Origin of the sequence: Sphingosinicella microcystinivorans (assembly GCF_027941835.1) — a bacterium.
Classification (GTDB): Bacteria; Pseudomonadota; Alphaproteobacteria; order Sphingomonadales; family Sphingomonadaceae; genus Sphingosinicella.
Window position 1 is genome coordinate 226,542 of the sequence record NZ_CP116005.1, and the last position, 12,118, is coordinate 238,659.

At 66.8% G+C, this 12,118-nt stretch carries 9 protein-coding genes; 5 read left to right on the forward strand and 4 right to left on the reverse strand.

From position 1 onward, the window contains the following. Window positions 1-81 precede the first annotated feature (81 nt). The gene (locus tag PE061_RS00955; RefSeq protein ID WP_271257376.1) at window positions 82-2,844 is read right to left on the reverse strand and encodes a TonB-dependent receptor domain-containing protein; all 2,763 of its coding nucleotides are present in this window, start codon (window positions 2,842-2,844) and stop codon (window positions 82-84) included. Window positions 2,845-2,997: 153 nt separating this feature from the next. Here PE061_RS00955 and PE061_RS00960 point away from each other — a divergent pair, with 153 nt between their 5' ends. Genes PE061_RS00960 through PE061_RS00970 form a run of 3 tightly spaced genes read left to right on the forward strand, consistent with a single transcriptional unit; the run spans window position 2,998 to window position 6,549 of the window. Then, window positions 2,998-4,848 (forward strand): serine hydrolase domain-containing protein, encoded by a 1,851-nt coding sequence (locus PE061_RS00960; RefSeq protein ID WP_271257377.1) that lies wholly within the window; start codon window positions 2,998-3,000, stop codon window positions 4,846-4,848. Beyond that, window positions 4,845-5,600, forward strand: coding sequence for an aspartate/glutamate racemase family protein (locus tag PE061_RS00965; protein WP_271257378.1), 756 nt, complete (start codon window positions 4,845-4,847; stop codon window positions 5,598-5,600). The genes PE061_RS00960 and PE061_RS00965 overlap by 4 nt, the downstream gene beginning before the upstream one ends. A gap of 16 nt (window positions 5,601-5,616) precedes the next feature. Continuing rightward, a complete protein-coding gene (locus PE061_RS00970; RefSeq protein ID WP_271257379.1) occupies window positions 5,617-6,549 on the forward strand; it encodes a 3-keto-5-aminohexanoate cleavage protein in 933 nt (310 codons plus the stop codon). Between the two features lie 77 nt (window positions 6,550-6,626). Here the strand turns inward: PE061_RS00970 and PE061_RS00975 are convergent, their stop codons facing one another. After that, window positions 6,627-8,036, reverse strand: coding sequence for an APC family permease (locus tag PE061_RS00975; protein ID WP_271257380.1), 1,410 nt, complete (start codon window positions 8,034-8,036; stop codon window positions 6,627-6,629). Between the two features lie 2 nt (window positions 8,037-8,038). Next, window positions 8,039-8,815 carry an SDR family oxidoreductase gene (locus PE061_RS00980; RefSeq protein WP_271257381.1) on the reverse strand — a complete coding sequence of 259 codons (777 nt, stop codon included), beginning with the start codon at window positions 8,813-8,815 and terminating at the stop codon, window positions 8,039-8,041. A 284-nt stretch (window positions 8,816-9,099) separates the two neighbouring features. On the opposite strand from PE061_RS00980, the gene PE061_RS00985 reads away from it, so the two are divergent. Next, window positions 9,100-9,354: a DUF6356 family protein gene (locus PE061_RS00985; protein ID WP_271257382.1), complete on the forward strand. Its 255-nt coding sequence runs from the start codon at window positions 9,100-9,102 to the stop codon at window positions 9,352-9,354. Window positions 9,355-9,410: 56 nt separating this feature from the next. Here PE061_RS00985 and PE061_RS00990 read toward each other — a convergent pair whose 3' ends face one another. Further along, window positions 9,411-10,427: a LacI family DNA-binding transcriptional regulator gene (locus PE061_RS00990; protein WP_271257383.1), complete on the reverse strand. Its 1,017-nt coding sequence runs from the start codon at window positions 10,425-10,427 to the stop codon at window positions 9,411-9,413. 242 nt (window positions 10,428-10,669) lie between these two features. Between PE061_RS00990 and zwf the strand changes: the two genes are divergently transcribed. Continuing rightward, the gene (gene zwf, locus PE061_RS00995) at window positions 10,670-12,115 is read left to right on the forward strand and encodes a glucose-6-phosphate dehydrogenase (RefSeq protein WP_271259099.1); all 1,446 of its coding nucleotides are present in this window, start codon (window positions 10,670-10,672) and stop codon (window positions 12,113-12,115) included. The last annotated feature ends 3 nt before the right edge of the window (window positions 12,116-12,118 follow it).

Consider the following 12,118-nt stretch of genomic DNA (forward strand, 5'->3'; position numbering starts at 1 on the left):
AGAACCTAGGCGATTGTCGGGCGGGACGCCAGCGGCCGCGGGCCGCCGGCGTCCCTTCCCGATCACGAACATACCAAGGCCCTAGAACGCCGCGCGCACACCCGCGAAGAAGGACCTGCCGATCACGTCGTAGAAGATCGGGTTCGTCGCCAGCGCGCTCAGGAAGTTGAGCGGCACGGCGGGCGGGTTATTGTCGAAAACGTTGTTGACGCCAGCGAAGAACTGGACCGACTTGTTGTCGGCGACCTCGACGTTGAGCCGCGCGCCGATATTGAAATACCACTGTGCGCCGATCTTGTTGTCGTTGATGTCTTCGATGGTGAAGCTGTTATCGTACTTCGCGGAGCCGACGTAGCGGGTCTGCAGGAAGCCCGAGAAGGCATCGCGATCGTAGTTCAGGCTCGCGGTTCCGCGCCAGTGCGGAACGCTGAGCGAGATGTTCGCGTTGGGGTTCACCTCGCCGGCGCGCTCGAACACCACGGCGCCGTTGGGGGAGAACTCCTTGTCCATCACGTGCGTCGCCAGTACCCGCGCGGTCATGCGGCCGCCGAGCGACAGGAACGACGATTCCGGCACGCGGTAGCTGGCTTCGAAGTCGAGGCCTTTCGTGCGCAGGCTGGCGACGTTGATGAGCTGTGCGCTGATGCGCGTGATCGTTCCCGAACCGTCGCGCGTGATCGTGCTGCAAACGTCGGTGTAGCCCTGCGCGCAGAGGTTCACGGCCTCCTGCGCGGCGAGCGAATTGATCGCGTCCTTGATCTTGATGTCGTAGTAGTCGACCGAGAGCTTGAGGCCCTCCGCCCAGCCCGGCTGGAAGACGACGCCGAAGGTCTTGTTGTCGGCCTTCTCGACATCGAGGTCGGGGTTGCCGCCGGTGATGATCGGCGTGAACGTGTTCGTCTCCGTGACCGGATCGAGCACGTTCGCGAACGAGAGGCGCGTCGTCGCGAACAGCTCGCCGATGTTGGGCGCGCGGATGTCGCGCGAGATCGTGCCGCGGAAGCGGAGATCGGGGATCGGGCTCCAGTTCGCGCCGAGCTTCCACGTCACGACCGAACCCATCGTGGAATAGTCGGTGACGCGGATCGCGCCGTTCACCTCGAGAAGCTCGATCCCCGGCTTTCCGGCGATGAGCGGCGCGGCGACTTCCGCGAAGCCTTCGACCACGTGATAGCCGCCATCGAACGGCTGGGCGTTCACGATCAGGAAGCCGTTGTTGATCGACGTCTCGTCGGCCGACGAGCGCACCTTTTCCTTGCGGTACTCTGCGCCGGCGGCGAACCCCACCGGCCCGGCACCGAGATCGAATAGCACGCCGTTGATCGAGCCCGCGACGACCTGCTGCGTCAGGCGGGACTGGAGAAGCCCGGTGCCGTTCACGTAGTCGATCGCCGCCTGGCTCGGCGAACCGTGGCCGAACGGGTTGAGCGGCTGGCAGCCCGGCGCCCCGCCCGTCAGCGTCGCCCGGCAGACCGGGTTGCCGGTCAGCGGGTCTTCGACGACGTCGACGGCATTGCGGAAATTGGCGACGATAAGGTTGTTGAGCTGACGGGAATCGAACTTGGTCTGCCCGTATTCGTAATAGGTTTCCCACGACCACGCGTCGCTGAAATTGCCTTTCAGGCCGAGAAGGCCGCGGAACGTCTCCGTCGTCGTGTCCGCCGTGATGAAGCCGATGTCCGTATTCAGGCGGAACAGGTTGAAGCCCGCGACGCCGTTGTCTTCAAGGAGCGTGCGGAAAGCCGCCGGTATGAAGGGATTCTGCGCTGAAATCGCCGCCGGGAAGGCGAAGCTCTGCACGGTTTCGGTCACCGCGTGCGTGCGTGCCCATCCGGCTTCGAAGAACAGCGAGATGTCGTCGGTGACGTCATAATCGCCCTGCGCGAAGACGTTCGTGCGCGAATAGGGCACCGAGAGGGTGGAGTACTGGCCCATGTTGCCGCCGTCGCCGCCGACCTGCGAATTGCCGTCGTTGAATTCGCCGAAGTCGTTCGGCACCAGCGTGCCGCCCGGACCGAAGCGGATGCCGTGAATCGCCGGATGGCCGCCGAGCACGAGACCGCCTTCGTTCGCGAAGAACAGGTTGACGTCCTGCGCGATGAGCTGCGCGGGGATGCCGTCGTTCGGCCCCGTATCCGCCGGGTTGCCGATCAGGCCCCACCGCTTGCGGCCCCAGCTGCGATCGCTCTGCGCGCCGACGCCCTTGTCGCGCTGGTATTCGGCGGCGAGCATCAGGTAGCCGCGCCCGCCCGCGAGCTCCGAGCCGACCGCACCGCCGATACGGAAGTTCTGCGCGTCGCCGCGCTGGCTGATGCCCTGCTGGACCTCGATGCGCGCGCCGTCCAGCTTCTTGTCGGCAATGAGGTTGACGACACCGGCGACGGCGTCCGAGCCCCACGAGGCCGAAGCGCCGCCCGTCACCACCTCGACGCGGCTGAGCGCGATCGAGGGCACGACGTTGAGGTTGACCGTGCCGTTGCTCGCGGTCGGCACATGACGGCGGCCGTTGATGAGAACCAGCGTGCGGTTCGCGCCGATGCCGCGCAGATCGAGCGTGTTGTTGCCGTTCTCGCGCGAGCTGAGCGACGTCGTCGCGGGCGTCATCGTCGGCGTGAACGACGGAATCTCGTTGAGGAAATCCGCGACGTTGACGGTACCGCGCGCCTGAAGGTCCTCGACGCTGATCGCCGTCACCGGCGTCGGCGCCTCGAAGCCCGTCTTCACGCGCGTCGCGGTGACGGTGATCTCATCCGCGTCGACCGATTCCTGCGCGGCGGCCGACCATGACGACAGCAGCGATCCGGCCAGAAGCGCGGCGGCGCAAGCCGACAATCGCGTGGACATGGCAGCCTCTCGGCGCATCACGATACCCGGAATCTCAATCCGCATGTTTTCCCCCTCCGGCGTGGAAGGACACCCCTTCCCGCTCCATTTCGACGTTGCGATGCTTGAATATATCTTTTATAAAATATTATTGTCAATCGGGATGGTGGGGGCATGAAGCGATACAGGTGGCTGCTGGCGTTGCTGGGCGCCGTGCTGGCGCCGGCGTCGGGCGCTTCCGCGCCCCTCCTAGACGCCGCCGACACCGTCGCCGGAATTCCGCGCGCGGCGCTGGACAGCTTCGCCGAAACCGAGGTCTACGGCCGCCTCGCCGGGTCCCGCGCCCCCGGTGCGATGATCGTGGTGGTCGACCGGCAGGGGAACCGCTACGAACGCGCGTTCGGCACGCTCGGGCCGAAGGACGGGACGCCGCTCGACACGCGCCGCCACCTGTTCCACATCGCCTCCGAGACCAAGGTGATCACCGCGCTCGGGATTCTCCAGCTTGCGGAAGCGGGACGGCTGTCGCTGGACGACGACATCGAAACCCGTCTCGGCGGCCTGCGCCTGAAGCCCGAAGGCGGCGCACCGATCACGATCCGGCACCTGCTTCAGCACCGCGCCGGGATCGGCAATATCCCGATGGTGGGCAGCGGCCTTCGCGATACCCGCGACCACCCGCCACTCGAAACGTATCTCGCGGAACACGCGCCGAAACGTCTGCGCCCACCGGGCCGCGAGATCGCATACACGAACGGCGCCTACACGCTCCTGGGGCGCATCATCGAAACGGCGTCCGGCGAGCCCTACGAACACTATATCGCATCGCGAATCTTCGAACCGCTCGGGATGACGTTCGCGCGTTTCCCCGGCACCGCCGCAGCGCCTGCGCCGATCGCACAGGGCCTGTTCGTGTCGCCGGGCGGCACCACGGCGTTCCCCGCCGTGGACACCACTACGCGGCCCTCCGGCGACGCCATGATGACGGCGCACGAGATAGGAAGCTTTCTCGTGATGATGCTGAACGGGGGTCGGTATCAGGGCAGGCAGGTGATCGGCGGCAAGGCGCTCGATACCCTCTACAACGATTGCTGGTCGGCCGATCCGGTCTTCGGCGGACGCTGCCTCGGCCCGACGCGAATCCTCCGCGGCGGCACGCCGATCTACCTGCACGGCGGCGACTACATCACTTCGCTGAGCGGCTGGTACATCCTGCCCGAGCAGGGCGTCGCCCTCTGGGTCGGCAACACCTCCAGCGTGCCGATCGACGACGGCGTATTCGAGGCCTTCCTGAAGCGCTTCCATCCCGCGCTCGCCGCAGTCCATGCGCCGAAAGGAACCGGGCCGGTCGAAAGCGATCTCGGCGGCACCTACCGGATCAACAGCCAGACCATGAGCGCCTCCGGGCGGTTCTTCGAACTGCTGATGCCCGGCAGCGAATACAGTGTCGAAACCCGCGCGGACGGCATTTCCGTGAACGGGCGGCGCTATGTGCGGATCGGCCCGGACCTGTTCCGGGCGCCGGGCCCGCCCGCGATCGACGGCGATACGCTGCGGTTCCGCCGCGACGGGGACGGACGGGTCTTCGCGTTCCATTCCAACGCACGCTCGGCGACGAAGATCGACGCCGCCGGTTCGGCGCACGTCGCGCGCGCGGTTTTCGGAATCACGATCGCAGCGCTGGCGGCCCTGTTCCTCTTCGCCGCAGTCCGCACGGCCCTCGCGTTCAGACGCGACACGCCAAAGGCCCTGCCCGCGCTTGCGGCGATCACCGGGCTGTTGTTTGTCGCGGGCACGCTTGCGGCGCTCAGCCTGCCGGCGGCCGGGCCTTTCGTGATGTTCGGCTTTCCGACGCTGTTCCGCGCCGCGCAAGCGCTTTGGGCGCTCGGCGGCGTTGCGGCGGTCGCCATGTGCATCACGCTCGTGCGCGTTTTGGCACGCCCGATGGACCGCGCCGCAGGCATCGCTGTCGTCGTCTCCGCAGCGCTTTTCATGGCCATGCTTGTCAGATGGGAGTTCCTGTGAGCCAGAAGAACCCGATGCCGGTCGAAGGCGGCGTCACCGTTGCAGGCTATACGGTGGGCATATTGTGCCTGCGCAGCGCGCACCCGCTGCTGCCCGGCAATGTCCAGCACGCGCAGAGCTTCAACGCGCCGGTGCTGTACCATGTGATCGACCTCGATGACCCGTGGCCGATGATGCGCGGCGAGCCGCATGTCGCGGACATGCTCGCCGAAGGCGTCGCCGCGCTTGCGCGTCAGGGGGTCCGCGCGGTCGCGGGCGCGTGCGGCTCGTTCGGCTATTACCAGAAGGCGGTGGCGGCCGCCGCGCCGGTGCCGGTGTTCCTCTCCATCCTCACGCAGCTTCCGTTCCTGCTGCAAGCCATGCCGCGCGCGGCGCGCATCGCGGTGATCCCCGCCGTGGGCGAATCCATGAACGCGCGCATCTACGAACAGTGCGGGATCGACGACCCGTCGCGGCTCCACATCGCGCCGATGCGCGGCCGCCCCGTGTTCGACGCGCTGCTCGACGACGGCACCATGCGCGATGTCGAGGCGCTCAGGCGCGAGACGGTCGAATGCGCCGTCGCTGCGGCGCGCGAGCCCGGCGTCGCCGCGATCCTCATCCAGTGCTCGGAGCTGCCGCCGTTCGCGGCGGACATACAGGCTGCGACGGGCCTTCCCGTCTTCGACATGACGACGCTGATCCGGTGGCTCGCGCTCGCGACGAACTGCCAGCCCTATCCCGGCCTGATCCGCCGGACCCCGCTTGTCTGAAATCAGGAGAGAAGATGTGATTCCAGGTTATTCGCGTCCATCGGCGAAACGCAAGGTCGTGCTGACCTGCGCGGTCAGCGGCAATGCGCCGGTCAATCCGCGCTACCCCTACACCTATCCGGTCACGCCCGCGCAGATCGCCGACGCGGTGGCGGAAGCCGCGGCCGCGGGCGCGACCATCGCGCACATCCATGTCCGCGATCCCGAGACCGGCCACGGCAGCCGGGACCCGAAGCTGTTCCGGGAGACGGTGGACCGCATCCGGCAGCGCGGCACCAACATCCTCATCAATCTGACGGCGGGCGCGGGCGCGCTGTTCCTGCCCGACCCCGAGGACGAAGCCCGCGGCCTTCCGGAAAGCGACATGCTCTCCGCCGAGGGCCGCACCGAGCACCTGAAGGATTGCCTGCCCGACATCGCCTCCATCGACGTGACCACCGGCAATCAGGTGGAGGGCGATCTCGACTACGTCTACCTCAACACGCCGCGCACGCTGCGCCGCATGGCGGAGCTGTTCCGGCTGTACGGCGTGAAGCCGGAGATGGAGGTGTTTCAGGCGGGCGACGTGCTGTTCGCCAACCAGATGTACGCCGAAGGCCTCATCAACGATCCGCCGCTCTACCAGTTCGTGCTCGGCGTGAAATGGGCGTCTCCGGCGGAAACCTCGACGATGATGTACCTGCGCGACCTGCTGCCGACGGGCGCGCACTGGGCGGGGTTCGGCCTTGCCCACCGGCAGATGCCAATGGCGGCGCAGGCGGTTCTGCTCGGCGGCAACGTGCGCGTGGGGCTCGAGGACAACCTCTATCTCGATCGCGGCGTCTTCGCGACCAACGGCCAGCTCGTCGAGCGCGCGCGCCGGATCATCGAGGACTTGGGCGAAGCCATCGCGACGCCTGAAGAGGCGCGCGAAATCCTCGGTCTCAAGGGGGCAGAGACCACGGCCTGATGCCCGGCCCGGACCGATCCGTTCAGGCCGATTCAGCCTGAACGGGTCGGTCCAAACCATGAAACAGGGCGGGCGCGTCAGCCGCGGTTGCGCGCCCCGCGAGACAATCGCAGCAGCACGAAGCCGAGCGCCGCCCATCCGGCCATCATGAACCATTCGATCGGCATCCCGTCCGCCCTGAACAGCGGCAGGACGGCCGCCGCCGAGCCCATCGCCAGCACCAGCAGCAACGCCACCACGATCGGCAGCGCGTTGCCGGGCACCTTGAATTCGGGTTCGGGCGCGCCGGACGCCCGCTCCTTCAGCAGCACCACGAGCAGCAACACGAACGTGACCGCGAGGCACATCGCGCAGAGGTTCAGGATCGAAACGATCGCGCCCGGCCCGAGCAGCACGGCGAAACCGGCGACGACCGAGAACGCGGCGACCGCACGCGACGGCGCGCCGCGCGAATTCAGCCGGGCCAGCGACGGCGGCAGGAAATTGTCCCGCGCCAGCGCCACGACCAGCCGCGCGCCGATGATGACGATGACGTTCCACGTCTTGGTGAGCGAGGCGACGGCGATCACGATGACGACATCGGCAAGCCACGGCGCGGACGGAATCAGCGCGCCGAAGGCGTGCGCGGTGGGGAGCCCCGCCGCGACGGTCTCGTTCCACGGCGTCGAGCCCGCCACGGCGAAGATGATCAGGATATAGAACAGCGTGGCCGCCGCGACGGCGGCGACCATCGTGCCCGCGACGGCACGCAGGCTGACGCCGTGCGCGCGCTCCTCGGCGACCTGCGCCGCGCCCTGAAAGCCGTTCAGGAACAATATCCCGAGGGAAAACACCCAGAACATGCCGGACCACGGCAGGCCGCCGTCATCCATCCTGAACAGGGGTTTCGCGTTGGACAGATCGCCGAGGCCGAGGCCAAGCACGATGAGCATCAGGGCAAAGGCCAGAAAGCCGTAGGTCATCACCTTCTGGAACATGACCGTGGCGCTGCTGCCGCGACCGTTCAGCCATGCGAACAGCACGATTCCGCCGAGGCTGACGGCGAGGCCGCCGACATGGACGGGCTCGCCCAGAACCGCGTAGAGGGCAGGCCCTTCGATGGACGGCAGCAGGGCCGAAAGCAGCCATACCAGCGCCGTGCCTTCGAACGCGGCAAGGCCGATGAAATTGAGCAGCAGGAACCAGCCGACGAGGAATCCCGGTATCGGCCCCAGCGACGTGCGCACGTAGACGAATTCCGCACCCGTGCGCGGCATCCGCGCGGTGAGTTCGGCATAGCACGCGCAGATGAGCGCCATCGCGAGGCCGCCCGCCGCGAAGGCCAGCGCCGCGCCGCCGGGACCCGCCGCGCCCAGCCACTCGCCGAGCACGACCACCCAGCCGGAGCCGACGATCCCGCCGAACGCCAGCGCGAAATACCCGAGCCGCCCGATGTGGCGCCGGAACTGCGTCGCGTCGCCCTCGCCTGCGGAAGGCGGTACGCTCACGCTCAGCTTTCCCACTCGACGTTCCCGTCGACCGACAGCAATTGCCCGGTGACATGCCGCGCGGCCGGAGACACGAGATAGAGCACCGCGCCGACGATCTCCTCGATCGCGATCTTGGTCCGCATGGAGACGAACGCCAGAAGCTCCCCCTCGACGTCGCGCTCGCTGCGCCCCGCGTGCTGCGCCCGCGATGTCACGATGGAGCGGAAGCGGTCGTTGTCGATCGCGCCGGGAAGGATCGCGTTCACGCGGATGCCGTGCGGGCCGAGTTCGCGCGCGAGGTTCCGGGTCAGCCCCTCGAGCGCGTATTTCGCGGCGATGTAAGGAGTCCGCAGGGGCAATCCGACCTTGGTCGAGCAGCTCGAGAAATTGATGATGCACCCCCCGCCCCGCGCCTTCATGCCCGGCACGACCTGCCGGATCGCATAAAAGGCCGCGCCCGCGGAACCCGCGATGATCCGGTCCCACTCCGCGACGGTGGTGTCCTCGATCGGTCGGGGCGCACCGCCGATGCCGACCGTGTTGACGAGGACGTCGACGGGGCCGGCGGTCCGCGCGATCTCCTGAAGCCAGGCCTCGACCGCGGCCGGATCGACCGCATCCACATTCCCGCAGACAATGTCGGGACGCGCGGCGGCCAGGTCGTCGAGATCCGCCTGAACGATGTCGGCCGCATGGACCTTGAGGCCGAGATCCGCCAGCGCGACCGCGATGCCGCGCCCGACACTCGATCCCCCGCCCATGACAACCGCGACCTTCCGAACCGGATCGTGCCCCACAACGCCTCGCGCAAAACTCAGATTTATAATATTTTATAAAATAATGCCTGATTGGCAAGCCAATTCGCCGATGCCGCCAACCGGGAGGCCATCGGCGACGTTCCGGCGCCATGCCGAGGGGGCGGAAGCTCGCCTTTCGGCATCTTGGGACCGGATTCCATAAAAAGCCTGTTCATTGGGAGATTCATCCTGAAAACACGGAAAACAGCAGTATGTTTGGGACCACCTTTCCAGGCTGCATCCCTATCTTCACCGACCACGAGACGGGCAGCGGCGGAGGACATATGCGATCCCTTTTCGGACTCTTCACCAATCATCCCGCCACGGTGGGCGAAACCTATCTCGAACACATGGCGATGTCGTTCGGCTTTTCGATGCGGATGCTGGGCGGATGCCTCGCCTGCCTCGTCCACGGATTGCTCCCGTTCCTCTTCGTGCGCACGGGCAGCGACCAGATTCGCGTCCTCCACGACCGGATGGTCGCCCACCGCGACCGCCGGCCTTCCCGTATCGACGGCCGTTCCGGCGGAAACGCCTGACGGCGGATCGGTGCGCCGGAACGACCGGCTCCGTTCACGGATGCCGGAATACGCCGTCAGGACTTCCCTCTCTGGCGCACGATGTCTCGGCTCGGCCCTGTCGAACCCCGCGCGATCAGCATCACGGGGAACGGCGCAACGGAAATCGTTTTCGGCGCGCCCTTCTCGATCAGCATTCGCGCCGCCGCGGCGCTCATGTCGGCGATGGGTTGCCGCGCGGTCGTGATCTGGGGCCATGTGAACGTGGCGGCGGGGCTGTCGTCGAAACCGGCGACCGAAACGTCTTCCGGCACGGAGATCTTGAGCCTCGCCGCAGCGGCCAGCACGCCCGCAGCCATGTCGTCGTTGGCGGCGAAAACGGCCGTGAGCTGCGGATGGCCCCCCAGGAGCTCCATTCCTGCGGCCATGCCGGAATCGAACGAGAAGTCGCCTTCCACGACCACCAACGAGGAAACCGATACCCCGCGCCTTTCAAGTTCGGTATAAAACCCTGCCCTGCGGCGGGCGGAGGCCCCGTGATCGGGCGGCCCGGCCACAAAGCCGATATGCCGGTGCCCGAGCTCGCACAGATGCCGCGCGATCGCCGATGCCCCGGCCTCGTCGTCGGCCCAGAGCGCAGGCGAACGCTCCGGCTCCGTCAGCGGCGCGAGCCGGACGCAGGGAATGCCCCGGGTCTCCAGCAGCGCCAGCACCCGCGGGTTGTCGGTGACGGGCGGCGACAGGATCGCGCCGTCGAGTCTTACGGTGCGAAGCGTCTGTTCGAATCTGCCGAGAGCGGCCTCGTCTTTCAGGTCGAGCTGCTCGATGATGAGGTGATACCCCGCCGCGCGGCAGGCCTGCATGGCGCCGGCCTGCAAGGTGGCAAGGTAGAAAGGCGAAGGGTTGTCGAAAAACGCGCCGATCACGAACGAACGCGTGCCGGCCAGGGAACGCGCGGCGGAATTGGGAACGAAACCGAGACTGGCGATCGCCGCCTCGACCTTGGCGACCAGCTTCTCCCGCACGTGCGGTTCGCGATTGATCACGCGCGAAACCGTTTTCACAGACACGCCCGCTGCCTGCGCGACGTCCACGATCGTGGCTCTTTGACCCGCCATGACCGCCATCTAGAGATAACGCTATCAATACACAATAGGTAGCATTCCACGCATTATGCCTCGCCATCAACGCAAAATTGACAACGTTGTCTTTTTTTGTCACGAGTGATGCACCAGAAAGAGGAAAACAACTGGTGCGGGACATATCCTTGCGGGAATTGGAGAGGGCTTCGTGCCGTCCGGCGCAGCGGCAATGCCCGGCTGCCCCGCGTGGCGGCATCGACCGAACGCCGGCGCTCGTCCTTTTCGGGGCGACCGGCGACCTTTCGCGGCGGATGCTGCTGCCTTCGCTGTTCGGGCTCGATGCCGACGATCTTTTGCCGCCCGCGCTTCGCATCGTGGGTACGGCGCGACGTTCTCTGGACGCGAGCGGATTTCGCGCGCTCGCCGGAGAGGCGCTGTCGCGTTTCGCCGGGTCCGAACCGCGCACGGAGACGGCGCAGCGTTTCCTCGACCGGCTCGACTACGTGCCGCTCGATGCCGGCGACCCCGATCATTTCCAGCATCTGGCGGACAGGGTGGGCGGTTCGGACACGGGGCTTTCGGTGTTTCTGTCGACCGCGCCTTCGCTGTTCGGGCCGACCATCGCGGGGCTCGCAGCGTCGGGCCTTGCCGGGAACCGGACGCGGCTTGCGCTCGAAAAGCCGCTCGGCGGCGACCTCGCCTCGTCGCGCGCCATCAACGACGCCGTCCAGACCGCGTTTCCGGAAGAGCGGATTTTCCGGATCGACCATTATCTCGGCAAGGAGACGGTGCAGAACCTGCTCGCGCTGAGGTTCGGCAACATGCTGTTCGAGCCGCTGTGGACCGCCGCCGCCATCGACCACGTGCAGATCACGGTGTCGGAGACGGTCGGTCTCGAAGGCCGCGTATCCTACTATGAGGACTCTGGCGCGCTTCGCGACATGGTGCAGAACCATATGCTGCAGCTTCTGGCGCTGGTGGCGATGGAGCCGCCCGCCCGCTACGACGCCGTCGCCGTGCGCGACGAAAAGGTGAAGGTGCTTCATTCGCTCCGCCCGATCGACCGCTCCAACGCGACGATGCACAGCGTGATCGGGCAATACACGTCGGGCGCGGTGGGCGGTCTTCCGGTGCAGGGCTATGCGGAGGAACTGGGCCGCGCATCCGACACCGAGACCTTCGTCGCGCTGAAGGCGCATATCGACAACTGGCGCTGGAAAGGCGTTCCCTTCTATTTGAGAACGGGCAAACGCCTGCCGACACGGCATTCGGAAATCATCATCCAGTTCAGGGCCGTGCCGCATTCGATCTTCGGCGCAGCCGGGCTCAATCCCAACAAGCTCGTCATCCGCCTGCAACCGGAAGAGAACATCCGCCTGCTGATGATGGCGAAGCAGCCCGGCCTCGACCGGGAGGGCGTGCGCCTGCGCGAGGTGCCGCTCGACATCGGCATGGCGAACGCCTTCGCCGACACGCGCCGGCGCATCGCCTATGAACGGCTGCTGCTGGACCTGATCGAGGGCGATCCCACGCTGTTCGTCCGCCGTGACGAAGTCGAGGCGCAGTGGGCGTGGATAGATACGATTCGGGACGGATGGCGGGCGGCAGGTATGCGCGCGAAACCTTACGGCGCGGGGACATGGGGACCGGCCGCCGCCATCGCCCTTACGGAACGCGACGGGGTGAGCTGGCATGACTGATCG